General features: G+C 54.3%; 23 protein-coding genes. 7 read left to right on the top strand and 16 right to left on the bottom strand.

All coding sequences use genetic code 11. From position 1 onward, the window contains the following. Window positions 1-230: 230 nt before the first annotated feature. Both Q4579_RS03675 and Q4579_RS03670 read right to left on the bottom strand, forming a co-directional pair. Window positions 231-1121, bottom strand: coding sequence for a TraB/GumN family protein (locus Q4579_RS03675; RefSeq protein WP_303561693.1), 891 nt, complete (start codon window positions 1119-1121; stop codon window positions 231-233). Between the two features lie 184 nt (window positions 1122-1305). After that, on the bottom strand, window positions 1306-4083 hold the full coding sequence (locus Q4579_RS03670) for a cation transporter (protein ID WP_303561692.1): 2778 nt from the start codon (window positions 4081-4083) through the stop codon (window positions 1306-1308). Window positions 4084-4184: 101 nt separating this feature from the next. Here Q4579_RS03670 and cueR point away from each other — a divergent pair, with 101 nt between their 5' ends. Next, entirely contained in the window at window positions 4185-4634 is a 450-nt protein-coding gene (cueR, locus tag Q4579_RS03665) for a Cu(I)-responsive transcriptional regulator (RefSeq protein ID WP_303561691.1), read from the top strand. Here the strand turns inward: cueR and Q4579_RS03660 are convergent. The 3 genes from Q4579_RS03660 to tesA all read right to left on the bottom strand — a co-directional run bounded on the left by Q4579_RS03660 (window position 4628) and on the right by tesA (window position 7352). After that, the gene (locus Q4579_RS03660; RefSeq protein ID WP_303561689.1) at window positions 4628-5482 is read right to left on the bottom strand and encodes a co-chaperone YbbN; all 855 of its coding nucleotides are present in this window, start codon (window positions 5480-5482) and stop codon (window positions 4628-4630) included. The two genes, cueR and Q4579_RS03660, sit on opposite strands and share 7 nt — an antisense overlap. Before the next feature lie 400 nt (window positions 5483-5882). After that, window positions 5883-6710, bottom strand: coding sequence for an SDR family oxidoreductase (locus Q4579_RS03655; RefSeq protein WP_303561687.1), 828 nt, complete (start codon window positions 6708-6710; stop codon window positions 5883-5885). Between the two features lie 42 nt (window positions 6711-6752). Next, a complete protein-coding gene (gene tesA / locus Q4579_RS03650; protein ID WP_303561685.1) occupies window positions 6753-7352 on the bottom strand; it encodes a multifunctional acyl-CoA thioesterase I/protease I/lysophospholipase L1 in 600 nt (199 codons plus the stop codon). On the opposite strand from tesA, the gene Q4579_RS03645 reads away from it, so the two are divergent. Both Q4579_RS03645 and Q4579_RS03640 read left to right on the top strand, forming a co-directional pair. After that, the gene (locus Q4579_RS03645) at window positions 7351-8025 is read left to right on the top strand and encodes an ABC transporter ATP-binding protein (RefSeq protein ID WP_303561683.1); all 675 of its coding nucleotides are present in this window, start codon (window positions 7351-7353) and stop codon (window positions 8023-8025) included. The genes tesA and Q4579_RS03645 overlap by 2 nt on opposite strands. Next, the gene (locus tag Q4579_RS03640; RefSeq protein ID WP_303561682.1) at window positions 8022-10499 is read left to right on the top strand and encodes an ABC transporter permease; all 2478 of its coding nucleotides are present in this window, start codon (window positions 8022-8024) and stop codon (window positions 10497-10499) included. The genes Q4579_RS03645 and Q4579_RS03640 overlap by 4 nt, the downstream gene beginning before the upstream one ends. 36 nt (window positions 10500-10535) lie before the next feature. Here the strand turns inward: Q4579_RS03640 and Q4579_RS03635 are convergent, their stop codons facing one another. From Q4579_RS03635 to Q4579_RS03615, 5 genes are all read right to left on the bottom strand, one after another. Beyond that, the gene (locus Q4579_RS03635) at window positions 10536-11468 is read right to left on the bottom strand and encodes a TIGR01777 family oxidoreductase (protein WP_303561680.1); all 933 of its coding nucleotides are present in this window, start codon (window positions 11466-11468) and stop codon (window positions 10536-10538) included. 121 nt (window positions 11469-11589) lie between these two features. Beyond that, a complete protein-coding gene (locus tag Q4579_RS03630) occupies window positions 11590-11889 on the bottom strand; it encodes a SelT/SelW/SelH family protein (protein ID WP_303561679.1) in 300 nt (99 codons plus the stop codon). An 8-nt stretch (window positions 11890-11897) separates the two neighbouring features. Beyond that, window positions 11898-12659 carry a sulfite exporter TauE/SafE family protein gene (locus Q4579_RS03625; RefSeq protein WP_303561678.1) on the bottom strand — a complete coding sequence of 254 codons (762 nt, stop codon included), beginning with the start codon at window positions 12657-12659 and terminating at the stop codon, window positions 11898-11900. Window positions 12660-12800: 141 nt separating this feature from the next. Continuing rightward, on the bottom strand, window positions 12801-14954 hold the full coding sequence (pta, locus tag Q4579_RS03620) for a phosphate acetyltransferase (RefSeq protein ID WP_303561676.1): 2154 nt from the start codon (window positions 14952-14954) through the stop codon (window positions 12801-12803). A gap of 123 nt (window positions 14955-15077) precedes the next feature. Continuing rightward, on the bottom strand, window positions 15078-16277 hold the full coding sequence (locus Q4579_RS03615; protein WP_303561674.1) for an acetate kinase: 1200 nt from the start codon (window positions 16275-16277) through the stop codon (window positions 15078-15080). 314 nt (window positions 16278-16591) lie between these two features. Here Q4579_RS03615 and yfbV point away from each other — a divergent pair, with 314 nt between their 5' ends. Further along, a complete protein-coding gene (gene yfbV / locus Q4579_RS03610) occupies window positions 16592-17041 on the top strand; it encodes a terminus macrodomain insulation protein YfbV (RefSeq protein WP_211646023.1) in 450 nt (149 codons plus the stop codon). Window positions 17042-17159: 118 nt separating this feature from the next. Here yfbV and dxs read toward each other — a convergent pair whose 3' ends face one another. Genes dxs through xseB form a run of 3 tightly spaced genes read right to left on the bottom strand, consistent with a single transcriptional unit; the run spans window position 17160 to window position 20180 of the window. Then, window positions 17160-19025 carry a 1-deoxy-D-xylulose-5-phosphate synthase gene (dxs, locus tag Q4579_RS03605; RefSeq protein ID WP_303561672.1) on the bottom strand — a complete coding sequence of 622 codons (1866 nt, stop codon included), beginning with the start codon at window positions 19023-19025 and terminating at the stop codon, window positions 17160-17162. Between the two features lie 23 nt (window positions 19026-19048). Continuing rightward, window positions 19049-19945, bottom strand: a complete 897-nt coding sequence (gene ispA, locus Q4579_RS03600) for a (2E,6E)-farnesyl diphosphate synthase (RefSeq protein ID WP_303561670.1) — start codon at window positions 19943-19945, stop codon at window positions 19049-19051. Then, window positions 19938-20180: an exodeoxyribonuclease VII small subunit gene (gene xseB / locus Q4579_RS03595; RefSeq protein ID WP_211646020.1), complete on the bottom strand. Its 243-nt coding sequence runs from the start codon at window positions 20178-20180 to the stop codon at window positions 19938-19940. Before xseB ends, ispA begins: the two co-directional genes overlap by 8 nt. A 344-nt stretch (window positions 20181-20524) precedes the next feature. Here xseB and pomA point away from each other — a divergent pair, with 344 nt between their 5' ends. From pomA to thiI, 3 genes are all read left to right on the top strand, one after another. Beyond that, window positions 20525-21286 carry a flagellar motor protein PomA gene (gene pomA / locus Q4579_RS03590; RefSeq protein WP_211646018.1) on the top strand — a complete coding sequence of 254 codons (762 nt, stop codon included), beginning with the start codon at window positions 20525-20527 and terminating at the stop codon, window positions 21284-21286. Window positions 21287-21297: 11 nt separating this feature from the next. Then, on the top strand, window positions 21298-22239 hold the full coding sequence (locus Q4579_RS03585) for a flagellar motor protein MotB (RefSeq protein ID WP_303561668.1): 942 nt from the start codon (window positions 21298-21300) through the stop codon (window positions 22237-22239). Between the two features lie 196 nt (window positions 22240-22435). After that, window positions 22436-23884 carry a tRNA uracil 4-sulfurtransferase ThiI gene (gene thiI / locus Q4579_RS03580; RefSeq protein WP_303561666.1) on the top strand — a complete coding sequence of 483 codons (1449 nt, stop codon included), beginning with the start codon at window positions 22436-22438 and terminating at the stop codon, window positions 23882-23884. A 125-nt stretch (window positions 23885-24009) separates the two neighbouring features. Here the strand turns inward: thiI and Q4579_RS03575 are convergent, their stop codons facing one another. From Q4579_RS03575 to Q4579_RS03565, 3 genes are all read right to left on the bottom strand, one after another. Beyond that, a complete protein-coding gene (locus Q4579_RS03575) occupies window positions 24010-24639 on the bottom strand; it encodes a DJ-1 family glyoxalase III (RefSeq protein ID WP_303561664.1) in 630 nt (209 codons plus the stop codon). Then, window positions 24632-25531 (bottom strand): 2-dehydropantoate 2-reductase, encoded by a 900-nt coding sequence (gene panE / locus Q4579_RS03570; RefSeq protein ID WP_303561662.1) that lies wholly within the window; start codon window positions 25529-25531, stop codon window positions 24632-24634. Before panE ends, Q4579_RS03575 begins: the two co-directional genes overlap by 8 nt. A 112-nt stretch (window positions 25532-25643) precedes the next feature. Continuing rightward, window positions 25644-26456: an outer membrane protein OmpK gene (locus Q4579_RS03565; RefSeq protein ID WP_303561660.1), complete on the bottom strand. Its 813-nt coding sequence runs from the start codon at window positions 26454-26456 to the stop codon at window positions 25644-25646. Between the last annotated feature and the right edge of the window lie 290 nt (window positions 26457-26746).

The raw sequence follows: 26746 nt of genomic DNA, 5'->3' as shown, positions 1-26746 counted from the left end.
GAATAGCGCAGTTTGGTAGCGCATCTGGTTTGGGACCAGAGGGTCGGGGGTTCGAATCCCTCTTCACCGACCACTTTCAGGAAGCCCGCTCATTGAGCGGGTTTTTTTGTATGTGCAGGATTCGGCATTTGTGCCTGATAACCCCCTCCTAGCCTCCCCCTTGAAAAGGGGGAGGAACTGATCGCATTTGCTGCGCGTACTGACTTTTCCCTCCCCTTGGCAAGGGAGGGCTAGGGTGGAGTTCGTGAAGTGAGCGCGGATTGGCAGGAGACCGGTTGCGCGGTGTTGATTTGCTCAACGGTGAAGCCCTGCTTTTTCAGTAATGCCGGTAGTCCATATTCTCCCAGCATGTGGTATGCACCCACCACGACCAAAAATGTCCCTTTTTGATATTGCGATGCATGGGCTAACTGCGTGGCCCAGTTCTGATTACGACGGATCAGCAGTCGCTGTTCAGTATCCTCAGACAGGGCGATATCCTGACTGAGCTCGGTCAGAACGGCATTATTCCCGGTCTGCCAAGCGGTGAGCAGGCATTGCAGCTCTTCTTCCAGCAAGTGCCATTCCCGAAGTGTCACCTGAAGCAGATCCAGCCCGTGATCCGGCAAACTGTTCAGAATCCGGAACTGTTCCGCAACACCTTCCAGTTCGTAAATGGGAAGCGACTCTTTCTGAGCCTGATAAAAGAGCGTTTGGTCAATGCCCTGAGCCGGGGTCAGTCCCAATTTCAGCGACTGTGCCATTTGCAGTTGCATGGCGGTCAGCCAGGGGGGACCTTCCAGTAAATGATAGGTGGACAGTTGGTATTCAGCAGCCAGATCTTTGAGCTTTCGTAAATCGTCCGGCGCCAGCAGCTTTCGGGTGAAATGAGCTTCAGGGATCGCAGGCATTTCAAAGTGCTTTTGAATATTGGCTTCCAGAATCAAGCCATCGGCATCCGGCCAGTATCGGGTGAATGCAGTTGGCAGCGGGTAGAGCTGTTGATTGCCGACATGGATGGACCCCATCATGACGAACTGACGCTGCGGGTCTTTTGCCAGCCAGACCTGCGGCTCTGCTGAGGTAGCCGTGCTGAAAAAAGTCAGCAACAGGCTGGCTTTGGTAAGAAGCGATCTGAACATATGCAGTCCATTGGATCCGGTGTGCAAACAGCGTATGGAAAACGGCGATGACAGGCAAGTTTTTGACAGGAAAAGAGGCGGCTGAAAATCAGCTTTCAGCCGCAAGTTTGCTTATTTATCCGGATGGAGCCAGAACCACCAGACAATCAAGCCAATGGCGAGGGCTGCAAGTAATGCCATCATGTCAGGCCTCCTTTGCTGAATGGGGTTGTGTGGTCGCACTACCGGGACGGAACAACCGGAGCCGGTTTGCGTTACTGACGACGGTAATGGAGGACAGCGCCATTGCCGCGCCCGCAATCACCGGGCTGAGTAAACTGCCGGTAAACGGGAACAGAATCCCGGCCGCCAGCGGAATACCCAGCGTGTTGTAGATAAACGCACCGAACAGGTTCTGTTTCATGTTGCGCAGCGTGGCGGAAGACAGTTCCAGTGCATCCGCTACACCGTGCAGCGAATGGCGAACTAACGTCAGTTGGGCGCTTTCGATTGCGACATCACTGCCGCTACCCATGGCAATCCCGATCTCCGCCTGAGCCAGTGCCGGTGCATCGTTAATCCCGTCACCGACCATGGCGACATGCTTGCCGGATTGCTGCAGACTGGCGACCTGCTCTGATTTTCCGTCTGGCAGCACGCCGGCAATCACACGGTCAATGCCAGCCTGACGGGCGATGGCTTTCGCAGTACGTTCGGTATCTCCCGTGAGCATGATGACATCAATCCCTTTGTCTTTCAGGCGTGTTACCGCAGCTTTGGAATCCTGACGTAGCGGATCACTGATCCCGAGGATCGCGGCCAATTGTCCGTTGACGGCCACGAAGATGGCCGTGGCGCCTTCGTCTGCCAGCGCGTGCGCATCGGCCTCGTGGGCATCGGTTGCCACGCTTGATTTTGCCATCAGGGCTCGGTTCCCCAGCAGAATCTGATCGGGACCGACCTGACCGATGACGCCATACCCGGCTTTTGCATCGAAGTTTGCGGCGGACTGCAATTGCAGTGCTTTGTCTTTGGCGGCTTGCACAATGGCTTTCGCAAGTGGGTGTTCGGCCCCCTGCTCAAGACTGGCTGCCAGCGTCAGCACCTGTGCCTCAGTGTGTTCGCCATAATAATGGCTGTGTGTCAGTACCGGCTTTCCTTCGGTCAGTGTGCCTGTTTTGTCCAATACCACGGTGTCGATTTTGGCAGCCAGCTGCATTGCATCGGCATGGCGGATCAGAATCCCGTGTTCTGCAGCCCGGCCCAGTCCGACGGTGACGGACATCGGCGTAGCGAGGCCCAACGCACAGGGACAGGCAATAATCAGCACTGTGGTCGCGGTGATCAGCATATAAATGGCGACCGGATCCGGGCCCAGGTAATACCAGAGGGTGGCCGTGATGATCGCGATGATCATGACGGTCGGGACAAAAATCGCTGAAATGGTATCGGCCATTTTCGCCAGCGCCGGCTTACTGCTCTGTGCCTGACGAACCAGACCAATGATCCGGGCCAGCAGGGTTTGATTCCCGACTTCTTCAGCCCGGAACAGCAGGCTGCCGCTCTGGTTCATGGTCCCGGCATGTAATTTATCGCCCGGTTTTTTATGGGCAGGCACGGGTTCACCGGTCAGCATGGATTCATCCAGATAGCTTTCGCCGCTTTCGATCAGGCCGTCTACCGGTACTTTGGCGCCGGGGCGTAATCTCAGCTGCATGCCGGGTTGGATTTCTGACAGCGGCACCTCGCGTTCGCCGGAGGCGTCAACCAGAATGGCCGTCTGCGGCTGAAGATCGATCAGTTTTTCCAGCGCTCTGGAGGTTCGTCCCCGTGCTTTGGCTTCCAGCGCGTGACCGAGCGTAATCAGACCCAGAATCATGGCTGAAGCTTCAAAATACACATGCCGCGCCTGTGCCGGAAACAAATCGGGCTTGAGCACCACAAACATGGAGTAGAACCAGGCGGCACCGGTTCCCAGCGCCACCAGAGTATCCATGCTGGCTCTGTGATGACGGAACGCTTTCCAGGCATCTTTGAAATAGTGACCGCCGCTGTAGACCAGCAATGCCAGCGTCAGCAGACCAATCACCCCCCAGGCCCACTGGCTGGTGGGGGATTCAATCATCATACTGCCGCCGAACACGCCCCAGGCCATCAAAGGCGCACCCAGCGCCAGCCCGAGGGTAGCATTGGTCAGGTGTTGGCGGTAAGTGGCTTGATTCTGCGCCTGCTGGCGCGCTCTGCGGGTCACTTCATCTTCACTGAGCTCGGCACCGTATCCGGCATCTGAAACGGCCTGTGAAACGGTTTCCGGATCAATCTCACCCTGAACCAGCGCGGTTCGTTCCGCAAGGTTCACGTTGACACGGGTCACGCCATCGACTTGCCGGATCGCTTTCTCGACGGAGGAGACACAGCTCGCACAGGTCATCCCGGAGATCAGGAAATAGCGGCTGTCGGCATCGCTTGCAGTATCGGCTATCGCAGACTGCGGCTGATCCGCGGCTGCCAGAGCAGCGGTGTCGTTAACGGCGGTATTGCCAGATGCTGCTTCAGAAGCGAGGTCTTCTTCAGATACTTCCGGTACCTGATATCCTGTCGCCTGAATGAAAGCGATGAGTTCATCCTGGGGGATGGCGCCGACGACCTGAGCCCGTGTTTGACTGACTTCTGCGCGGGCAATCCGGCTATCTTCTGTCAGGGCTTTAGTCAACTTGGCGACACACTTGCCGCAGGATAAACCGGCCAGCGGCAGGTCGTGATGATAGCCGGCTTCGTAGCCAAGGTTCTCAATCGTGCTGATCACTTCTGTGAGCGCAACCGGGCCAGTAATATGGGCTGTCTTCGTATTGACATCGGCTTGCTCCACACCCTCAAGGGCCTGAAGTGCCTGAGTAATTTTTCCTGCGCAATTCATACAACGGACTTTGCCGAGCGGCAGCGTCATCTCAATGTGCGTCGGGGAATGTGTTGAAACTGTCATGGGCTTCCTTTATACCAGTCATCTCATGTAAGCTGAAGCATAAAGCTTCCAGTTAATGGAAGGTCAAGGCGCAATTACATATTTTTTCATTGGAGGGACACATGAACATCAGTGACGTTTCAAAACAGACTGGTCTGACCAATAAGACCATCCGTTTTTATGAGAGCAAAGGGATGATCAGTGAACCGATGCGGGGAGAGAATGGCTATCGCCGATACAGTCAGAAGCAGGTGAATGAGCTGCTGATGATCAAACGTTCCCGCCTGGTGGGGTTTAGTCTTGAAGAAAGCCGTGAGCTGCTGAGTTTATCCCGGGATCCGGAACGAAAAAGTGCGGATGTGAAAGCCAAAGCGGAACAGAAGCTTTCTGAAATTGATCATCAGATTCAGGAATTACTGGCGATGAAACAAAGTTTACAGAGCCTGATCAGCCAGTGTCCGGGGAATCAACAGCCGGGCTGTCCGATTATCGATGCGCTGACGCAAGACAACGCACCGGATGAAGTTTCGTCCCTGCAGGATTGTTGCCAGCAGGGACGTGTGGATCAGTAAAGCAGAGAATAGAGCTGGCGACGGTACTGAGCCGCGATCGCATTCCCCTGACCCAGTGCGGCCAGAATATCCATCATGGTTTTCTTGGCATTGCCATCGGCGAAGTTCAGATCGTTGCGCAGCAGGCCAATCAGAATGTCCAGCGCTTCCTGCTGACGACTGACCTGGCTGTACTGAATCGCCAGTTCATAGGCCAGTTGGCCATTGCCCGGATCTGCCGCCAGTTTTTCTTCCAGCTGACGAATTTCCGGGGAGTCGCTGGCCTGACGGTGTAATTCCAGCTTCGCGATGAGGCCTTTGTAGTAACCATCCTGATCCTGCATTGGGATCTGTGACAGCAGGGTCTCCGCTTCATCAAACTGTGCGGTTTCCAGCAGACATTCTGCCATCGCCAGTAATACCTGACTGTTGTCCTGCAGGCTACCAGCCAATTCACGCAGCACTGGAAGCGCTTCGTTATAAGCCTGCTGGCTGACCAATTGAATAGCCTGCTCAAGCTTCATTTCTTCTTCGCTGGGCAGATGTTTGTTCAGCATCTGGCGCAGGCTGTCTTCCGTTTGTGGTCCTGCAGCACCGTCAACCGGCTGTCCGTGACTGAAGACGGCGACCGTCGGCAGGCTCCGGACACCAAACTGAGCGGCGACCATTTGCTGGGTTTCACAGTTCAGAGTGGCCAGCACAAACTGACCGGGACGCTGGGCGGCCAGACGTTCCAGCACAGTGTTGACTTCAGCTGTTTCTGGCATTGACGGCGCCCAAAAGCTGATCACCACCAACTGTTGCATTGACTGCTCAATCACCTGATGCAGATTGGATTCGTTCAGTTCAATCGCTGTTTTGTCATTCATACCGGGTGTTTCCGTGATCGTTTACAAAGTGATGTTCAAGATGTTGGGCTTGTTGGCAGGAAAATCAAGAGAAAAGGATGAATTACGCGGGTCAGCGCCGGGATCATTGAAAAAAACGGAGAGCCTGGCTCTCCGTTAGAAGTGGAAGGTTAAAAGCAGAGCAACAGCAACACAGAGACAGACCGCATTGACCCGACGTAATGTCATGCCGATTCCCCCGAAAAAATGGTTTGAATGGAGATCGCTGGACCACCCGAGCGTGCAGGAAAGCACCAACTGAAGAACAAGCGTAGAATTCCCAGATGACACATTCATGACATCGCGCAATAAAATGTAGGGAGTGCTCCCGGATTTCAGTGGAATGGGGTCGAGATCAAACCTTCACCGGTTTGGTTGGTGGTTAATCGCTTTTTGCGAGGATTTTGTCCAGCCATTGCACTGGGAGGATTCGGCGTAAGAACCCAAAAATATACGTTGGCTGGGTCACGTAATAGCGCGGCGCTGGCTTGTCTTTTTCAAGGATCTCCAGCAAGGGTTTCAGGACGGCTTCAGGTGTCAGGGTGAATTTGTTGGAGGGTGACGGCTTACCCAGCCGGTCGAGTGTGTTCTGATAGCTTAGCTGATGGCGCGAGGCGTTCATGTCAATCTGAGCTTCGAACTGCCGTTTGGCATTGGCCCGGAACTGGCTTTCAATGGGGCCCGGCTCGATCAGACTGACCTGAATCGGGCTGTCGGCCAGTTCCAGGCGCAGGGTATCGGTGTAACCTTCCAGCGCAAACTTGCTGGCGTTGTACGCCCCGCGATACTTCATCGCCACTAACCCCAGTACGGAGCTGTTCTGGACAATTTTGCCATGGCCTTGTTGCAGCATCACGGGGATGACCGCACGGGTCAGGGTGTGCCAACCAAACAGATTGGTTTCAAACTGATCGCGTAGTGCATCGGTTGGTAAATCTTCCAGTGCCCCCGGCTGACCATAAGCCCCGTTGTTAAACAGCACATCCAGTCTATTTTCTGTGATGGCTAATGTGTCTGCGAGCCCCTGTTCTATGGATGCGGTATCGGCCAGATCCAGCCGGACGCATGCCAGTCCTTCCTGCTGCAGTCGGTCGACATCTGCTTGCTGGCGGCAACTGGCCACCACCTGATAACCCGCCTGATGGAGGGCGTGTGCGCAATGGTAACCAATACCGCTGCTGCAACCGGTAATGAGAATCGCAGGTTTCATATTGTGTCCTTACTCGGGAAAATCAGAGATAGTAAAATCTGGTTACAAAAAAGGTGTGATAGCTTCTGTCATGAATTGTGCAATCCAGGGCTGCGCCTCGGCAGTCGGATGAAGACCATCCTCCATCATCCATTCATCCTGTAAAATCACTTCTTCCAGAAAGAATGGCAGCAGGGGCAATTCGAATGAAGCACTGAGTTTCGGGTAGATGGCTTCAAACTGGCTGGTATAGCGTTTGCCGTAATTGGGCGGGATACGGATTTGCATCAGCATGGGTTCAGCACCGCTATTATAAATAAGGTCAATGATTGCGGTGAGGTTCTTCTCCACCGTCGCTGGTGGGAAACCCCGCAAGCCATCATTCGCACCCAGTTCAATAATGACGTAATCTGGCGAATGTTGTTTCAGTAACTTAGGCAGACGGGCCAGTCCATTTCCTGTGGTATCGCCGGAAATACTGGCGTTGACCACTTTTAATTTCAATCCGTCGCTATTCAGCATCGGTTCCATCAGACGTGGCCAGCTTTGCTCGGCCCGCATCTGATAGCCAGCGCTCAGGCTGTCTCCAAAGACCATCAGGGTCGCAGCAAAACTGCTGACCGGGGTCATAACAAGTAATAACAGTGCAAGGATCCGCATCATGTCTATATCCGTGATAAAAGCGCAATCAGTTTCCAAACAGGTGACCACAGCCACCACGACTCTGACCATTCTGCAGGATGTTTCGCTTGAGGTCGAGCAGGGGGAAAGTATTGCTTTAGTGGGCGTTTCCGGTGCCGGGAAATCAACCCTGATGACTCTGCTGGCCGGTTTGGATGTTCCGAGTCACGGAGACATTGAACTGCTGGGTCAGTCGCTTGCTTCCATGGATGACGAATCCAGAGCGGCGTTGCGCAGTGAAGCCGTCGGCTTTGTCTTCCAGAGCTTCCTGTTGATCCCTTCTCTGACAGCGCTGGAGAACGTCACGCTACCGGCCATCATTAAAGGAGAATCGGGCGATACGGACCGGGCCGCTGAACTCTTGCGGCAGGTCGGGCTTGAGGGGCGAGAAACGCATCTGCCAGCCCAGCTCTCAGGGGGTGAACAGCAGCGCGTTGCGCTCGCGCGTGCCTTTATGACCGCGCCTCAGGTGCTGTTTGCGGATGAGCCGACCGGCAATCTGGATCAGCACACAGCCGCGACCATCATTGACTTACTGTTTGCGCTGAACCGGGATCATGGCACCACGCTGGTGCTGGTCACGCACGATACTCAGCTCGCCGAACGCTGCGATCGGGTGATCCGGATTCATGGCGGACGTGTGGAGGCAGCATGACCGAGATGAGTGAAAGCCAAACCCCGGCGAAGCCGAAAGGTCACTCCCTGCTGCTGAAATGGAGTTGGCGTGAGTTGTGGCAGGGACAACTCTGGCCGGTCGCCGTCGCTCTGACGCTGATTATTGCCTGTGTCTTTGCGCTGGCATCACTGGTGGTGCGGGTTGAGAAAATCATGATTGATCAGGGACGCAGCATGATTGCTGCAGATCTGGTGCTGCGTTCAGCCAATCCGGTACCGGATTCTGTCCTGGATTCTGCCAGAGCACTGGAGATGACCACCACAGAGCAAACCCGGTTTGGCACCATGGCGTTCAGTGATCAGGCGATGCAATTGGTTAGTGTGAAGGCGGTTTCGAGCGCATTTCCGCTGCGTGGTGAACTCGTGCTGAAAGGCTCACAGCAGACGCAGCATGAAGTAAAGCCCGGTGAATTGTGGTTATCGGAGCGACTGTTTGCGCTGCTGGCAGTAAAACCAGGCGATCCGGTGGCGATCGGGAACGCGGAACTGACCGTGGCGGGGACCATAGTTTCTGAACCTGAATTATCCTTTAACCCCTTCAGTCAGATGCCGGGTGTATTGATCCATCAGTCTGATCTGGCGGCGACCGAAGCGATTCAGCCGGGCAGCCGGGTGCGTTACCGGGCTTATTTTAACGGCGATGAAGCCCAACTGAAGCAATTGCAGGCGCAGGTGTCCCTGACGCCGGATCAACGCTGGATTAGTGAAACCTCACAGGGACGGACCGGCGATATGATCGAACGCGTGCAGCAGTATCTGTCTCTGACGCTGATTCTGGTGATCTTGATGGCCACCGCAACGCTGGTCCTGACCTGCATGCATTATACCGCCAGCCGGACCGAAACCGTGGCCATGATGAAAAGTCTCGGTGCTCGGAAAGGGTTTCTCTGGCGCTGGCTGGCACGTCAGCTTGGCCTGTTATTTGCGATGGCAGCAGTGGCCGGATTCAGCCTTGGCATGCTGCTGGAATGGCTGCTTCGTTTACCGCTCACCGATGTTTTGCCACAACCTTTGCCAGATACCGGTGCCATGCCCTGGCTGGCCAGCTTGCTGGTTGCGGTTCTGGTGTCGGTGCCGGGTATCGGCATCGCGCTGTGGCGGCTGCTGGACGCTCCCGCGCTGGCCGTAATGCAGAAGCAGGCTATGGGGGCAACGTCTAACGTCCGCTATCTGCTGATTTTGGTGCCAGTTGCCGCTTTGCTACTCTGGGTGGGTGACAATCCGCTGATGTGGCTGACGCTGGCGGGGCTGGCCGGATTATTGGTGGTACTGGCCGGACTCGGGTTACTGATCGTCAGGGGCCTGCGTCGCCGCAACTGGGGACCGGCGATGACGCTGGCACTGAGCCGAATCGGACGCAGCCCGCTGGCAACCGGCGCGCAACTGGCGGCACTGACCAGCTCTCTTATGTTGCTGGCGGTGATCTGGTTGCTGCGCACAGATTTGCTGCAAGACTGGCAACAGACGCTGCCGCCGGATGCCCCGAATGTGTTCGCACTCAATATCAGTCCGACACAACAGCAGCCGTATGTGGATGCGCTGGATGACTATGGCCTGATCCGCTCCGACAGTTATCCGATTGTGCGGGGGCGTCTGGTGACGATTAACGGCGTGAATCCGAGAGCGGAAGGTCAGGCGTCTGATGCGGCGGGGGATGATCAGCAGGAAGGCGATGAATCGCTGCGCCGTGAGCTGAATTTCACCTGGCGAGACACGCTGCCGGTTCACAATACGCTGGTCGCCGGTGAGTGGCAGAACACACCCGGCGGTGTCTCTGTCGAGTCTGAGGTCGCGCAGCGGCTCGGGATCAAGATTGGTGACACCTTGGGATTCAACGTGAACAGCCAGCCGTTTACTGCCACGGTAACCAGCTTGCGTGAGGTTGAATGGCGCAACATGCGGCCGAACTTTTACTTTATTTTCACGCCGGATGTGATGGCGGATTTACCGGCGACCTGGCTGGTCAGTTTCCGGGTGGCGGCGGATCAGAGTGAAATCGTCAATCAGCTGGGGCGTGATTATCCCACAGTTACCCTGCTGGATCTGAGAACCATGGCGACCCGGATCCAGGCCATTTTGCAGCAAGTGTCTCTGTCGTTGTCGGTACTGGCTTTGCTGGGCGTATGCAGCGGGCTGTTACTGGTTCTGACGCTACTTCGTCTGAGCCTGTCGCAGCGTCAGCAGGAAATCAAACTTTACCGCACACTCGGTGCCAGCCGTCGCCGTATCCGCGCAACGATCTGGAGTGAATATGGCCTGATGGCGGTGCTGGCGGGTGGGATTGCTGTGGTGGGAGCCGAGGCGCTGGTCGCCGCGCTGATCAAATGGGGATTTGAACTGCCGGTATCGCTGCATCCGGGCCTCTGGCTGGTCTTGCCAGTGTTATCTGTGCTGCTGATCCTGCTGATTATCAGCTCCATGATGAAGCAGCTGTTGCGCCCGTTGGGGAAATAACGGCTGCATCACCATCGCTCTGTACTGAAGGCAGGGTTACTCCACGCGAGTGACCCGGCTTTCCGGTTCTGTCAGGGTATTTTTCAGCGCGCGCTCCAGCTCCGGGTAGCAAAAATGAAAGCCATGGGCTTCCAGGCGGGCGGGAAGTGCACGCTGGCTGTCGAGCAACATCTGCGCCGCTTCGCCCATGCCAATCCGAAGCAACCATTCCGGGGTGCTCAGAATATGCGGCCGATGCAGCACTTTCGCCAGCGTCTGACTGAATTCTTTATGGGTGACCGGATTCGGCGCGGTGAGATTATAAGGCCCTCTGGCATCCCCCTGACGCATCAGGAAAAGAATCCCTTTCACCATGTCCTGCAGGTGAATCCAGGGGAAATATTGCTCGCCACTGCCAATCGGGCCGCCGAGCCCCATTTTGTAGACCGGCAACAGCTTCGACAGAGCTCCGCCCCCTTTTCCGAGCACAACACCGGTTCTGAGCAGGCAAACGCGGGTGTGTTCTGACTGAGCAGCCAGTGCCGCTTCTTCCCACTTCCGACAGACTGTGTGGGCGAAGTCGCTGTCTTTGTTGCCCTGAACTTCCAGCGACTCATCAAAAGCGGTGTGCTGCTGATCTCCGTAATAGCCCACGGCTGAACCGCTGAGGAAAGTATGCGGCGGTTCCGCACTTGCTTTGAGCTTATCGACCAGTTGCCGGGTCAGCTGCCAGCGACTTCGGCAGATTTCTTCTTTTTGTTTGTCTGTCCAGCGTTTGTCTGCGATGGGTTCACCGGCCAGATTAATGACGACTTCAAACTCATCAAGATTGTCCAGGGAATCGAGTGTGGTGAGGACTTTGATGTGGTGTCCCAGGCGCTGATAGGCCCGGTTGGGATTTCGGCTCAGAACAGTCACCTGATCATGATTCAGATGCGGAAGTAATGCTTTTCCGATAAAGCCGGTGCCGCCTGTGATCAGAATATTCATCGCCGTTCTCCTGTTGTCATTGTCGGTTCATCCTTGTTTTGTATAAATTATAACCAAGGAAAGACAACCCCACTGTTTTTCAGTGGAGGACAGGCATTGAAGTGGGTCGCGTTTTTGCCCCTTAGCGATCGACATGACCCAGATCGCGAGCCGGATCCAGAATGTCGCGGATCCGCTGTTTGAGCTGCTTGGCATCGGGGAAACCGCCATCGGCTTTCCGTTCCCAGATCCGGGTGCCGTTACAGAAGATTTCAAAGCGACCGCCGGTGTCCGGATGCAGGCTGACGGCTTCGAGATCTTCACTGAAGGTGTGCAGCAGTTCCTGACACATCCAACTGGCCCGGAGCATCCAGTTACACTGGCGGCAGTAGTAAATATCAATGACGGCTTTAGGCGCCGTGTGTTGCGTGTTGTCAGACATAAATGACCTCAAAGACCAGATAACAGTTTTGCCCCAATCAGGAACGTGAGTACTTCAAAACAGCGTTTGATCCGTTTGTTACTCTGTCGGACCGACAGATGCGCGCCCAGATAGCCGCCAAGCAGTGAGCCGGCGATTAGAATGGGCAGCCAGGGCAAGTAAATCTCCGCGCCGGCAGCATACATGGCGATGGCTCCCGTCCCATTCCAGAACAGGCCGACGCTGATCATGGTCAGCGCGACCGCTTGTTTATAGTCATAGCCAAACCAGCGGATCAGAAACAGGGTGACGAACAAGCCGCTGCCTGCCGTCAGGGAGCCATTGACGATGCCAATCGCCGCCAGACCAAGACTGCCCAGAAGCAGACCCGTGGTATCGCGCCGACGGGGTGTTTCTGCCTGTCCCAGATTCGGCTGATACAGGGAATACAGGCCAAGTCCCAGAATGAGCAGCCCCAGCGCCGCTTCTGCGATCCGGCTTGGGACATAGAGTATGGCATTGGCGCCAAGTACAACCCCAAGCGTTCCGGCAGCGATGACATAAATTGTCATCGGCCAGTTGAGTTTGCCGGTCCGGATATGCTTCACGGCTGCACCCAGTCCCAGCGCAACACTGGCAATTTTATGGGTCGCCAGCGCCACAGAAAAGGGCAGGCCCAGAAAAATGAGCAGGGGAAACTGAATCAGTCCGGCACCACCGCCAGACAATGATGCCAGCGTATTGGCAAGCAGGGAACCGATGAAAAGCCCGAGCGAATTGAGTGCATCCATGTGGCTGACTGCTGTCCTTCTACATCCAGAATTCAACAGCATACGGGTTCTGAAAGGGATCGCAACGGGGGCAATTGGAGAGCTGATAAAAAATACCCCGGCAGCAGGGCCGGGGTATCTGATGGAAGCAGGGTGAAGCGATTAAGCGCCTTGCTCTTCCGCTTGCTTCGCCTGAATCGCGGTCAGGGCGATGGTGTAGACGATATCGTCAACCAGTGCGCCACGGGACAGGTCGTTCACCGGCTTACGCATGCCTTGCAGCATTGGACCGATGGAAACTAAATCTGCAGAACGCTGTACCGCTTTGTACGTGGTGTTACCCGTGTTCAGATCCGGGAACACGAAGACGGTTGCTTTACCGGCAACCGGTGAATCCGGCGCTTTGGATTTCGCAACGTTTTCCATGATCGCAGCATCGTACTGCAGCGGACCGTCGATGATCAGATCCGGACGTTTTTCCTGAGCGATGCGAGTGGCTTCGCGCACTTTATCAACGTCAGCACCCTGACCGGAGTTACCGGTAGAGTAAGAGATCATCGCCACGCGTGGTTCAATCCCAAAGGCTTTGGCAGAATCGGCAGACTGAATCGCGATTTCAGCCAGTTGCTCAGCGTTTGGATCCGGGTTGATCGCACAGTCACCGTAAACCAGAACCTGATCCGGCAGCAGCATGAAGAACACAGAAGAAACCAGCGACGCGTTTGGTGCTGTTTTGATCAGCTGCAGCGGCGGACGGATGGTGTTTGCTGTGGTGTGAACCGCACCGGAAACCAGACCGTGGACTTCGTCACGCTCCAGCATCATGGTGCCGAGCACCACGGTATCTTCCAGTTGCTCGCGGGCCACAACTTCCGTCATGCCTTTGTTTTTACGCAGTTCAACCAGACGCGCAACGTATTGCTCACGCACACTTTCCGGATCGATGATTTCAACACCCGCACCCAGAACCACGCCTTGCTGTTCAGCAACACGCTTGATTTCAGCCGGATTACCCAGCAGCACACAGTCCGCAATACCACGTTCAGCACAGATCGCTGCAGCTTTCACGGTCCGTGGCTCGTCGCCTTCCGGCAGCACGATGCGCTTGGCCGCTTTACGGGCCAGCTCAGTCAGCTGGTAACGGAATGCTGGCGGGCTCAGACGGCGCTCACGGGCAGACCCTTCAGACAGAGACTCGATCCACTGACCGTCGATGTGGCTGGCCATGTATTCGTTGACCATTTCCACACGCTCTTTATCGTCTGCAGGTACTTCCAGGCTGAAGCTTTGCAGGTTCAGAGACGTCTGCCAGGTATTGCCCTGAGCCGTCATCACCGGCAGGCCGGTTTCAAAAGCGCGTTTACACAGGGCTTTCACTGCTTCTGGCAGCTCGTAGCCGCCGGTCAGCAGCAGGGCACCGATTTCAACACCGTTCATGGCAGCCAAACAGGCCGCAACCACAACATCCGGACGGTCGGCAGAAGTCACCAGCAGTGAGCCAGGACGGAAGTGCTGAACCATGTTCGGAATCGAACGGGCACAGAAAGTGATGCTCTTGATACGACGAGAGTCGATTTCGCCTGCATTGATGATTTCTGCATTCAGGTGCTGAGCGATGTCGGTCGCACGGGTGGCGATCAGTTCAGCGCTGAATGGCGCACAACCCAGCACACGAATCGGGCTGGAGTTGAACACCTGCATGACTTCAACGTGCGTTGGCATCACAGAGTCTGAACCGTCGAAGATTTCAGACAGATCTGGACGTGTCCGGCCTTCCGCATCGACAGGTGCGTTCAGCTTGTTCACGATCACACCCGCGATGTGTTTGTTCTTGATGCCGCCGAAGTTCGAGCAGGCAATCTCGATACGCTCTTTCAGCTGAGCCGGGTTATCTGTACCAGGCGCAACCACGAAGACGATTTCTGCATCCAGCGTTTTCGCGATTTCGAAGTTAATCTGGTTCGCGAACGGATGGGTGCGGGTTGGCACCAGGCCTTCGATCAGGGCGACTTCTGCGCCTTCGGTCGCTTCTTTAAAGCGGGCAACGATATCTTCCAGCAGCACATCGCTCTGGTCGTTACGAATCAGCTCGTCCGCCTGCGCCATTGAAACAGGCTCGGCGATTTGCATGTCGCTGTTCGCACGGATAATGGTGGTGGTCAGGTCCGGCTGATCGCCGCCATGACGTGGCTGGGCGATAGGTTTGAAAAAGGAAACACGGACGCCTTTGCGCTCCATAGCGCGTAGCACACCCAGGCTGACGCTGGTCAGGCCGACTCCGGCACCAACCGGAATTAGCATAATGGTACGTGACACAGTCAATTCCTCAAACTGATGGCAAACGGTAGAAAATGTTGGCAGATAGATTGCGGGGCAACCTTCTTCCTTATCATCTTTCTGGATAGAAAATGGCCGACAGAGTCGGCCATTTGATGTCTGTTAGATTTCAGCCAGACGCGCTGTATCTTCGGCAATTACCAGCTCTTCGTTGGTGGAGATCACCATGGCTGGGATGCGGCTGTTGTCGGTGGTAATCACACCTTCGCCGCCGAAACGTGCTTTCAGGTTCTTCTCGCTGTCCACTTCGATACCGAAGATTTTCAGGCGGTTCAGCACCATTTCACGGATTGGAGCCGAGTTCTCACCGATACCACCAGTGAAAGTGATGGCATCCAGCTGGCCATCCAGCGTTGCCGTGTAGCTGGCAACATACTTCGCCAGACGGTGGCAGAACACGTCCATTGCACGGGTCGCTTCTTCTTTCTCACCGTAGTTGTCTTCAACGAAACGGCAGTCAGAAGTCACTTCGGTCAGACCGGCCAGGCCAGACTCTTTGGTCAGCATGGTGTTGATCTGATCAACGGTGTAACCCAGGGTATCGTGCAGGTGGAAGATGATCGCAGGATCGATGTCACCACAACGGGTGCCCATGACCAGACCTTCCAGCGGTGTCAGACCCATTGAAGTATCAACGGATTTGCCGTTCTTGATGGCACAAACCGATGCACCGTTACCCAGGTGGCAGTTGATGATGTTCAGTTCGCTTTCTGGCTTGCCCATGCGGCTTGCCGTTTCGCGGGTGATGAACAGGTGAGAAGTCCCGTGCATGCCGTAACGACGGATGCCGTGCTCTTTGTACAGCTTGTACGGCAGTGCGTACAGGTAAGCTTCTTCCGGCATGGTCTGGTGGAACGCCGTGTCGAATACAGCCACGTTTTTCAGGCTTGGGAAAGCTTTCTGAGCCGCTTTGATACCGATGATGTGCGCTGGGTTGTGCAGAGGCGCCAGGGTTGCACAAGACTCAATGCCTTTCAGAACAGCGTCGTCAATCAGGGCAGACTGAGTGAACTGCTCACCGCCGTGAACCACACGGTGACCGATAGCTTTCAGGTTTTCAGCCAGCTCAGGTTTGGAAGCCAGAATTGTTTCTACCATGAATGCCAGTGCTTCTTCATGTGCGGCACCATTGCCCAGTTGAGCTTCATGTTTGGCGCCATCAAGTTTCCACTTGATACGAGCTTCCGGGAGGTGCAAACATTCTGCGAGACCTGTCAGATGCTCATCACCTGAGATTGCGTCAACGACTGCAAATTTCAGTGAAGAACTACCGCAGTTAAGTACTAGAACCAGCTTAGACATGTGAGTGACTACCTATATAATCTGTCTGAAAGTTGATATTCAATTGAATAAGCGTTACCCATAGAATAGTCGTCTTGTTTTGAAGGCGGCTAAACCAGGTAAAATTCGCTTCTGTCCGTAGAAGGGATGTGAACCTGAGGTGTAAATCATCCTGAATGTTGCGATAACAGGGTTATCGGCCAACAATTACCAAAGGCGTGCATAGGATAGCCCTTGTTGCGTCATATCACAAAAAAATTTTTAAATATTAATTCGAGTTAGATTGATTGTTGCCTAATTTTAATTTTTATAAGATTTGTTGAGGCTGGTGCGATATGAATCAGACAAAAATCTGGAAGCAGGTCCAACATGGCCAGCACTACATGTCGGTATGGCCGATGCGCAAAGAACTGGCGGTTTTGTTCCCAGAGCAGCGCTATATCAAAGCGACCAAATTTGCAGTGCGGGTGATGCCTGCTGTTGCGGTGATGAGTGTGCTGAGCCAGATGGCTTTTCATAATTCATCCGGCCTGCCGCTGGCGATGGCCGTCGCCTTGTTTGCGCTGAGTATGCCGTTGCAAGGGCTGCTGTGGCTGGGGAAACGGAGCCGAACGGATTTGCCCCCGTCGCTCGCAAACTGGTACCGGGAAATTCATCATAAAATTTTGAGTGAAGGTCACGCGATGCAACCTTTGAAGGATCGGCCGCGTTATCTGGAGCTGGCACAAGTACTGAACCGGGCGTTCAAGCAACTGGACAGAGCATCTCTGGAACGCTGGTTCTGAGAATGAATTCTACCGGCTGCTGACCAGCCAATCTCTTTCTTTTTGTACACCACAAACAACAACGGACAGGCCGAGACCTGTCCGTTTGTTTATTGGGATGCCTGCACAGGCGAGCGGTTTATCTGGCCAGATATCGGCGGATTTTCGCCTCGATCCCCGGGCCGTCAATTTCCAGTTCTGCATGCAGTTCTGCCTGGGTGCCCTGATGGATAAATTGGTCTGGCAGGCCAATTTGCAGCACGGGCTTGAGCAGTTTCTCTTTCATCAGATACTCAATCACACCTGAACCTGCGCCACCGGCAATGGCATTTTCTTCCACGGTAACCAGCACATCATGCGTTGATGCCAGTTCACGGATCAGGGTTTCATCCAGCGGCTTCACGAATCGCATATCGGCAACCGTGGCATTGATCGCCTCGGCGGCTTCCAGCGCATAGCTCAGCGTGGTGCCGAAGTTCAGGATCGCAACTTTTTCCCCTTCGCGACGGATGATCCCTTTGCCGATGTCCAGTTCTGTCATGATACTGTCGGGGGATACGCCTGTGCCACTGCCCCGCGGGTAGCGCACGGCGCTTGGCCCTTGATGGCGATGGCCGGTATAGAGCATTTGACGGCATTCGTTTTCATCGCTTGGCGCCATGATCACCATGTTCGGGATGCATCGCAGAAAGCTCAGATCAAAAGCCCCCTGATGCGTCTGTCCGTCGGCACCGACCAGACCGCCCCGGTCGATGGCGAACATCACAGGCAGGTCCATGATCGCAACATCGTGGATGAGCTGATCATAACCGCGCTGCAGGAAGGTGGAGTAAATCGCGACCACAGGGTGATAGCCACCGATAGCCATCCCCGAGGCGAGTGTGACAGCGTGCTGCTCGGCAATCGCCACATCAAAATACTGATCCGGGTACTCTTTCGAGAAGCGAACCATGCCTGAACCTTCGCGCATGGCTGGCGTGATCGCCATCAGCTTGTCATCCTGCGCTGCCATATCGCACAGCCAGTCTCCGAAAATTTTCGAGAAGGTCGGCTTGCTGTTGGCTGCTTTTGGCAGCGGGTTCTGACTCAGATCGAATTTTGGTACTGCGTGGTAGTTAATCGGGTCAGCTTCTGCCGGGGCATAGCCTTTGCCTTTTTTCGTCATGATGTGCAGGAACTGCGGGCCTTTCAGGTTACGCATATTTCTGATGGTGCGGACCAGTTCCTGAACATCATGGCCGTCAATCGGGCCGATATAATTAAAGCCGAGTTCTTCAAACATGGTGCCGGGCACGACCATGCCTTTGAGGTGTTCTTCTGCACGACGAACCAGTTCTTTGATCGGCGGCGCGCCCGACAGGACTTTTTTGCCGCCTTCGCGAATACTGGTGTAGAAATTGCCGGACAGCAAACGGGCCAGATGGTTATTCAGCGCACCGACGTTTTCAGAAATCGACATTTCATTGTCATTGAGGATTACCAGCATGTTCGGGTGCACATCACCGGCATGGTTCATGGCTTCGAATGCCATGCCTGCTGTAATGGCGCCATCACCGATCACGCTGACCACTTTCCGGCCTGCGCCTTCATGTTCTGCGGCAATCGCCATGCCCAGACCTGCGCTGATCGAGGTCGAGGAGTGACCGACCGACAACACGTCATATTCGCTTTCTTCACGCCAGGGGAACGGGTGCAACCCATCTTTCTGGCGGATGGTGTTCAGACGATCGCGGCGTCCGGTCAGAATTTTATGCGGATATGCCTGATGGCCGACATCCCAGATCAGGTGATCGAAAGGGGTGTTGTACACATAGTGCAGAGCGACCGTCAGTTCGACGGCGCCCAGCCCGGAGGCAAAGTGTCCACTGGACTGGCTCACAGAGTTGAGCAGATACGTCCGCAGCTCTTCACAGAGTGCAGGTAAACTCTCCACAGGCAGTAAGCGGAGTTCATCCGGTGTATTGGCTAAAGCCAAATGTGGGTATTTTGAAATATCCAGTGTCATATCAAGTCGGCGCTTTTACTGTTTTAGTTGTTGCGCTCGATAACGTATCGGGCGAAAACTTCGAGTGAATCTGTATTGTAGGGTATAGCTTCCAGAGCGTGTAGGGCTTCCTGGTAAAGTTGCTGTGCCTTTTCCTGCGCCCCGGTTAAACCGAGCAGTGCCGGATAAGTACTTTTTTCCAGCGCTAGATCAGACCCTTGCGGTTTACCCAGTGTTTGGGTATCGCTGATCACATCCAGAATGTCATCCTGTACCTGAAACGCTAGGCCAATTGCATTGGCGAACTGATCCAGTTGCGGCAGCACCGCCAGCCCTTTGTCTCCGGCAGCCAGGGCCCCCAACCGAACGGCGCAGCGAATGAGTGCGCCTGTTTTGTGGCGGTGAACCGTCTCTAACTGTGCCAGTCCCACTTTTCTCTTTTCAGCAGCCAGATCCAGAGCCTGACCGACACACATGCCTGAAGCACCGGCAGCCTGAGCCAGTTCACGGACCATGGCTATGCGCTGGGTGTTGCCGGCATCGCTGAGTTGTCCGGAAGCCAGAATTTCAAACGCCAGCGTCTGCAGGGCATCTCCGGCCAGAATGGCGGTGGCCTCGTCAAAAGCAATGTGGCAAGTGGGCTGACCACGGCGCAGCTCATCGTCATCCATGGCCGGTAAATCGTCATGGATCAGGGAATAGGCATGGATACACTCAACAGCCGCTGCCGGCGCATCCAGATCAGCTTCTGACACGCCCAGCATCTGTCCGGTGACATAAGTCAGGAATGGCCGGGCACGTTTTCCACCCAGCAGCGCGCCATATCGCATGGCCTGAACTAAAGGTTGATCGGTAAACGGCAGTTGGGCCAGCCAGCGTTCCAGTTGTTCGTTATTCCGGGTCGCGTAAGCGGCCAGTTGTTGTGAAAGGCTGTTAGTCATCGCTTGGGTCAAAGTCGGTTAGTGGCGCGTTGTCATCCGCCTGAAGCAAAATTTCGACACGCTGTTCAGCCTGAGTCAGCTTTTGCTGACTGTTCCGTGCCAGGGCAATCCCGCGCTCGAATTTTTTCAGCGCGTCTTCTAAAGGGATATCACCGGATTCCAGCTCGTTGACAATCACATCGAGTTCATTCATGGCTTCTTCAAAGGCCATCTTTTCTGGTTTTTTGGTCGCCATATCCGGTCCATTGATTGGGTTGGGAGCGCAGTCAGGAGCACGCTCAGAAAATGAGGGGAAAATAGCGCACAGGCTATGCCGGGTCAAATTATGGCACAGGGAAGTGTGCGCATTACAGTGTTATTTTTACGGTTTTTCGTTCGCCTTGTCTGGTTGTGGCTGCTGCAGCTTGGTGTCGGGTATGTGATTTCGGGGATGGATGTGCGTTTTTTCCCAGCAGACCACAAAACCAGTGTTGAATCTCTGCTAAACCATTTTGCGGTGATGCCGATACTAGGTGAGTAAGTTAGAATAAGGCCAGTTCGAGTCGGCTGGCTATAAGAAAAATTTCAGAGGAGTAATCCGTGGATTTGGCAACCCTCATAGGTTTAGTTGGTGCCTTTGCTTTTGTCATCATGGCGATGCTGCTGGGCGGCAGCCTGGACATCTTTTTTAATATACCTTCAGTTCTGATTGTTTTGGGCGGTACTCTGTTTGTCGTCCTGATGAAGTTCAGCCTGTCTCAATTTTTTGGCGCGGCCAAAATTGCGACCAAGGCCTTTATGTTCAAGACCGATGATCCGGAAGATCTGATCGCGAAGATCGTCGAAATGGCAGATGCGGCCCGTAAAGGCGGCTTTCTGGCACTTGAAGAAATGGAAGTGAATAACAGTTTCCTGCGCAAGGGAATTGATTTGCTGGTGGATGGTCACGATGCTGATGTCGTGCGTTCAACCCTGCAAAAAGACATCGGGCTGACCAATGAGCGTCATGAACGTGGCATTAGTATTTTCAGCTCTCTGGGCGATGTTGCCCCGGCAATGGGGATGATCGGTACGCTGGTCGGTCTGGTCGCCATGCTGACAAATATGGATGACCCGAAGTCGATTGGTCCGGCCATGGCTGTTGCGCTGCTGACCACGCTGTATGGCTCAATCCTGGCAAATATGGTCGCGATTCCGATTGCGGACAAACTGTCGCTGCGTAAAAACGAAGAAAGATTGAACCGTCGTTTGATTCTGGACGGTGTGCTGGCGATTCAGGATGGTCAGAACCCGCGTGTCATCGATGGCTTCCTGAAAAACTACCTCCATGAAAAGCAGCGTCGTATCGACGTTGATGAATAAGGAGGCACGTGATGGACGAGATCGAATGCAAATGTAAGAAGGGAGCGCCCGCGTGGATGTCGACCTTCGCCGATCTGTCGACCCTGCTGATGTGCTTTTTCGTGTTGTTGCTGTCTTTTTCGGAAATGGATGTACTCAAGTTCAAACAGATCGCCGGTTCACTCAAATTTGCCTTTGGTGTGCAGAGCATGGTGGAAGTGAAGGATATTCCGAAAGGCACCAGTGTGATTGCGCAGGAGTTTCGTCCGGGACGGCCGGAGCCAACGCCGATTGAAGTGATCATGCAACAGACGATCGACATGACCCAGCGCACGCTGGACTTTCATGACGGGGAGTCTGAAAAAGCGGGCGGCACTAAGCGCGAAGCCGGGAAACTGACCGGCGGACGCTCTGAGCATACCGCGACGCAGATGAACCAGAATACCCGCTCAGAGATGACACAGTCTCAGCAACAGCTGGCAGACATTCTGGAAACGGCGTTGGAACGTGAAATTCAGGAAAACCTGATTGAAGTGGAGAACCTGGGTCAGCAGGTAGTGATTCGGATCCGTGAGAAAGGCGCCTTTCCGGAAGGCTCTGCATTCCTGCAGCCGAAATTCCGTCCGTTGGTGCGTCAGGTGGCTGATCTGGTCAAAGATGTGCCTGGGGTCATTACGGTTTCAGGCCATAGCGATAACCAGCGTTTAGATTCGGAGCTTTACCGGTCGAACTGGGACTTGTCCGCACAACGCGCCGTGTCGGTGGCACAGGAAATGGAAAAAGTGACCGGCTTTGATCACAGCCGGATGCGGGTTCTGGGTCTGGCGGATACAGCGCCACTGGAAAGTAATGAGACTGCAGAAGGCCGTAAACTGAACCGCCGGGTTGAGATTGCCATCATGCAGGGTAAACCGCATTACTCTGATGAACTGACCAGTGATCCGGCAGGGGAATCTGCCGTCCCGTCAAATTAAGCCTACAATCTGATTAAGGGAAGCCCTGAATCTCCGGTTCGTCCGGTTGACAGGGCAGTGAGGGACAGTCCGATCGCAGGGAAATACTACGGTCAGCTGTCCCCGCTATGTTTCTGAGAATCCTTTGTATTTCAGCGACCGCTTGCTTGCTGTATAATCCGCGCCTTTAGTTAGGCCCTGTGAAGCGAAGCATGTTATGAAATTTATTGTAAAGCCCCATCCCGAGATTTTTGTAAAGAGTGAGTCGGTGCGAAAGCGCTTTACCAAAATCCTGGAGTGCAATATCCGCATTATCCTTCAGCGCCTGTCTGATCAAGTGGCGGTTTATAACCGTCGCAGCTATATCGATGTGTCCGTGAAAGACGACACGATTCGTGATCAGGTCTTGACCGTGCTGACGCAGACGCCGGGCATTCATCATGTGCTGGAAGTGAAACAAACCAGCTTCACCGACATGCATGACATTTTCGAACAGACGCTGGCTCATGTTCGTGACGATCTGGCAGGGAAAACATTCTGTGTGCGCGCCAAACGGACCGGCAAGCATGATTTTACCTCGATTGAGCTGGAACGTTATGTTGGCGGTGGTCTGAATCAGGCCGTTGAAAGCGCCAAAGTTCAGCTGAAGAACCCGCAACTGACCGTGAAAATCGAAGTCGACGGTGACAAGCTGAATCATGTTCTGGCACGTCATAAGGGCTTGGGTGGCTTCCCGCTGGGCACACAGGAAGATGTACTGAGCCTGATCTCCGGTGGTTTTGACTCCGGTGTTTCCAGCTATCTGCACATCAAACGGGGCAGTAAGGTGCATTACTGCTTCTTTAATCTGGGCGGTCCGGCCCATGAAATTGGTGTGAAGCAGGTTTCAAATTTCCTTTGGAAAAAATTCGGCTCCTCAGCCAAGGTCAAATTCATCGCCATCGATTTCGAGCCAGTGGTTGCTGAAATTCTGGAAAACGTTGATGACGGCCAGATGGGCGTCGTGCTCAAGCGGATGTTCATGCGTGCTGCAGGTCAGGTCGCTGAACGTTTCGGCATTCAGGCACTGGTGACCGGTGAGGCTCTGGGTCAGGTGTCCAGCCAGACGCTGACGAATCTGCGTCACATTGATAACGTGACCGACTCTCTGATTTTGCGTCCGCTGATCAACTGGGATAAAGAAGACATCATCAATGTGGCCCGCGAGATCGGTACCGAAGATTTCGCCAAGACCATGCCTGAATTCTGCGGTGTGATTTCGAAGAACCCAACCGTGAAAGCGGTGAAAGAGAAACTCGAAACCGAAGAAGCTAAGTTTGACTTTGCGGTACTGGATCGCGTGGTGAGTGAAGCCCGTGTGATGGACATCCGTGATATTGAAAAAGAAAGTCAGGTGCAGGCCCCGGAAATCGAGCTGGTGGACCAGATTGATGGTAACAGCACGGTGCTGGATATTCGCAGCCCGGACGAAGAAGATGAGAGTCCGCTGGAAATTGAAGGCGTGGAAGTGAAGCACCTGCCATTCTACAAGCTGGCGACTCAGTTTGGTGATCTGCCGCAGGACAAGACTTATCTGCTGTACTGTGCCCGTGGTGTCATGAGCCGCCTGCAGGCGCTATACCTCAAAGAAAATGGCTTTGAGAATGTGAAGGTTTACCGCCCGTAATCGACGGCTTTTGCATTTGTGCCCGATAACCCCCTCCTGACCTCCCCCTTGAAAAGGGGGGAGGGATCGTCCAGCGATGACTGAAACCGCGATGATTCCTTCCCATTTGCGAAATAGAGGAATGATCAGCTTTTCCCCACCACATCGAAACACATGCTTGGCCACATCACCATGGGCTCGGCAACTTCAGCCGTCTTGGCTTTCCCCATCAGTAACGTAATGATTTCCAGCGCGAATTCCTGTGACGTTCCCGGTGCCTGACTGGTCAGCAGGTTATGATTCACATCAAACATCACGCGGCGGCCAGCTCGGCGACGCTCTTCCGGAATCTGCCCGACAAAGCCCGGATGAGCCGTCATCAGCGCATCCGGATACAGCTGGTGATGTTCCAGCATCACCACCGGGGCTGCACAGATTGCCGCAACCAGCTTTCCGTCATATTTATGCTGCTTGACGAACTCAACGGCGAGTGTGCTGTCGCGTAAATATTCTGCGCCCGGTAAACCTCCCGGCAGAACGACGCAATCGAAAGGGTCATCGGCGATCTCAACCAGCCGCTTGTCGGCGGTCAGGGTAATTCCCCGGGATCCTTTGACGGCCAGCGCGCCATCTTCTGCCACGCTGGCGAGAGTGACCTGCATGCCGGCACGGATTAGAATATCCACCGTGTTGATCACTTCCATCTCTTCACTGCCCGGCGCGATACACACGGCGACAGTGGGGTGTTTTGCCATGCTTGGCGCTGCATTAGCCATATTTTTGCTCCAACTGTTTGATCTGCTGCCACAGCTGTTGATTCGTTGGTGTGGCAATGTGAAATGAGGCTGCTTGTGCCATGAGAAAGCCGGTAATGGCGTCGATTTCTGTCTGTCGCTGATGGGCAACATCCTGCTGCATTGAGGAGTAATTGGCCGCAGTCGCGTTGATGACGGTGTAGACCTGCTGCAAGAGTGATTCCGTCTCTGCGGAATATCCTGCTGCACGCATCACGGCTGCGACTTCATCACAGATTGCCAGCAATGGCTCGGCAAAATGGCGGTCGGCCAGTTCTCCGTTCCGGCACTGGTGAATGGCTGTCAGCGGATTAATGGCACAATTAATCGCCAGCTTCTGCCACTGGGGCAGATGAATGTCGGTGTGCCAGTGGCAGGGGGGAAGGGCATCGTGAAAAATGTCGCTGAACTGGGCGCAGGCCTGACCTGCCGGGTTGACCCCGCCGAAGTGGGTCGGACCCATGCCAGTGTGCCGCACACTGAAGGGATCGGGTCGGAAAGCCCCCTGAGCTGTGGTGGCGTACAGCACGGGATGTTCCGGTAACTGCTTCAGAACATGGGATTCTGTGCCCATGCCATTGTGCATCACAATGACCGGTGTCTGAGGTTTCAGGAAAGGCTGAATCGAAGCCACCGCTTCGCTGACCTGAAAGGCTTTGACAGTGATGAGCACCCCGTCACTGCTGGCCAGCAGCGAAGGCTGATTACAGGGCAGGGTCAAGGTGTCTGGGATTGCTGTATCCAGCCCCTGCCAGTTCAGCGTGAAATGAGTGCCCGGCTGACGTCGCCAGAGATGGACCTGATGTCCTTGTTTGGCCAGCGCGCCTGCCCAAAGGCAACCCACTGCGCCGGCACCGACCAGAGTGATGTTCACGGAAAATCCCGTCGTCGGAGGAAAACTGTGTGTTATTGTAACGGCTGGTGCTTTGTCGGGGAAAGAAAAAGTCCGGATAAAGCAGCATCCGGACTTCATGCGTCGTCAGGGTTCAGAATTTATAGGTGACAGAGAAATAATGAGACGGACCGGTTGATTCAAAGGCGTCGGAGTCTTCAATCAGGTAGACATCATAAAAGAGCTTCAGGCCGTAACCGACAGAGAAGCGGTCTGAATGCCAGTACAGGCCGTTAAACCAGTTCCCGCCATGCGTTGCTTGTGAATTACCATTGAACTCATCATCTGCACCAAACTGGTAATCAATATACCCCTGATAGGAAAGGAAGGTGCCGTTATCAAAGGTATAAAAGGGTTTAAACCAGTTGGTCGAGATCTGGTAGCCATTCCAGTCTTTGGCGTTCACATCGTACAGCGCATACAAATTGAGGCCGACTTTGCCAAACCAGGGGACCATGACGTCTGAACCTATCCCCCAAAAGGAATTGTTGACATCATGCGCACCACCTCCCCAGTTGAAAAGGGTTGCAAAGTACAGCTCTTGCACCGGACCAAAGGAGAGATCGGTTCTGGTCAGGGCATCCAGCGAAACCCGCGGGGCAAATTTCATGAACATTTTGGGCCGGTCTTTTTTGTCGCTGGCATCATGCTCCGTCAGATCGAAGTAATCGACATAGCCATATAAATCGAAAATCCCGGAACGTCCGCCAAATTCCATTTCCAGATAATCGTGACCGGACGAATCGTCCGGTGCCCGTGGGTATTCTTCCAGTGCGTACATCAAATTGAACTGGAACCATTTATAGTCATTTTTATGGATATCGCCGTCAGTATAGTCTGCGGCAAAGCTGATTCCGGGGACAACCAGGACTGCTCCAAGAGCCAAAGCTAACGGGGTCTGTTTCATGTTGGCGTTCTCACTTATCGTTTATCGTTGCCATTGCTTGGGGAACACTGCTGTCAAGGGGCTTGTTTCTTAACAGAAAGACAGTGTCTAAGTTAAAAGATTAGTGGATTGCGGCCGGGCTGCCTTAGATGTAAGAAAATAATCAGTGCTTCGCCGAGGGAGACCAATCGGAACGTTGAAAATCAGTCATAAAATCAGGTGGATAAAATCGGGAGATGAAGGTAAGAAAATTGTCTCAGGAGTTAGAACGAAAAACAAAGGCGCCGAAAAGGCGCCTTTGCTGGATTCTG

It is taken from the genome of Photobacterium sp. 1_MG-2023 (assembly GCF_030547945.1).
Classification (GTDB): domain Bacteria; phylum Pseudomonadota; class Gammaproteobacteria; order Enterobacterales; family Vibrionaceae; genus Photobacterium.
The sequence above is the reverse complement of the archived record's forward strand: the minus strand, read 5'-3'. Positions and strand labels throughout refer to the sequence as shown.

Coding starts and splice junctions, on each gene's coding strand:
- Q4579_RS03655 (WP_303561687.1), bottom strand. CDS start 6,710: ATGAAACCTGCGATTCTCATTACCGGTTGCAGCAGCGGTATTGGTTAC.
- Q4579_RS03645 (WP_303561683.1), top strand. CDS start 7,351: ATGTCTATATCCGTGATAAAAGCGCAATCAGTTTCCAAACAGGTGACC.
- cueR (WP_303561691.1), top strand. CDS start 4,185: ATGAACATCAGTGACGTTTCAAAACAGACTGGTCTGACCAATAAGACC.
- tesA (WP_303561685.1), bottom strand. CDS start 7,352: ATGATGCGGATCCTTGCACTGTTATTACTTGTTATGACCCCGGTCAGC.
- Q4579_RS03640 (WP_303561682.1), top strand. CDS start 8,022: ATGACCGAGATGAGTGAAAGCCAAACCCCGGCGAAGCCGAAAGGTCAC.
- yfbV (WP_211646023.1), top strand. CDS start 16,592: ATGAATCAGACAAAAATCTGGAAGCAGGTCCAACATGGCCAGCACTAC.
- Q4579_RS03585 (WP_303561668.1), top strand. CDS start 21,298: ATGGACGAGATCGAATGCAAATGTAAGAAGGGAGCGCCCGCGTGGATG.
- Q4579_RS03615 (WP_303561674.1), bottom strand. CDS start 16,277: ATGTCTAAGCTGGTTCTAGTACTTAACTGCGGTAGTTCTTCACTGAAA.
- Q4579_RS03660 (WP_303561689.1), bottom strand. CDS start 5,482: ATGAATGACAAAACAGCGATTGAACTGAACGAATCCAATCTGCATCAG.
- Q4579_RS03630 (WP_303561679.1), bottom strand. CDS start 11,889: ATGTCTGACAACACGCAACACACGGCGCCTAAAGCCGTCATTGATATT.
- Q4579_RS03635 (WP_303561680.1), bottom strand. CDS start 11,468: ATGAATATTCTGATCACAGGCGGCACCGGCTTTATCGGAAAAGCATTA.
- dxs (WP_303561672.1), bottom strand. CDS start 19,025: ATGACACTGGATATTTCAAAATACCCACATTTGGCTTTAGCCAATACA.
- thiI (WP_303561666.1), top strand. CDS start 22,436: ATGAAATTTATTGTAAAGCCCCATCCCGAGATTTTTGTAAAGAGTGAG.
- Q4579_RS03575 (WP_303561664.1), bottom strand. CDS start 24,639: ATGGCTAATGCAGCGCCAAGCATGGCAAAACACCCCACTGTCGCCGTG.
- Q4579_RS03675 (WP_303561693.1), bottom strand. CDS start 1,121: ATGTTCAGATCGCTTCTTACCAAAGCCAGCCTGTTGCTGACTTTTTTC.
- ispA (WP_303561670.1), bottom strand. CDS start 19,945: ATGACTAACAGCCTTTCACAACAACTGGCCGCTTACGCGACCCGGAAT.
- xseB (WP_211646020.1), bottom strand. CDS start 20,180: ATGGCGACCAAAAAACCAGAAAAGATGGCCTTTGAAGAAGCCATGAAT.
- Q4579_RS03565 (WP_303561660.1), bottom strand. CDS start 26,456: ATGAAACAGACCCCGTTAGCTTTGGCTCTTGGAGCAGTCCTGGTTGTC.
- Q4579_RS03670 (WP_303561692.1), bottom strand. CDS start 4,083: ATGACAGTTTCAACACATTCCCCGACGCACATTGAGATGACGCTGCCG.
- Q4579_RS03625 (WP_303561678.1), bottom strand. CDS start 12,659: ATGGATGCACTCAATTCGCTCGGGCTTTTCATCGGTTCCCTGCTTGCC.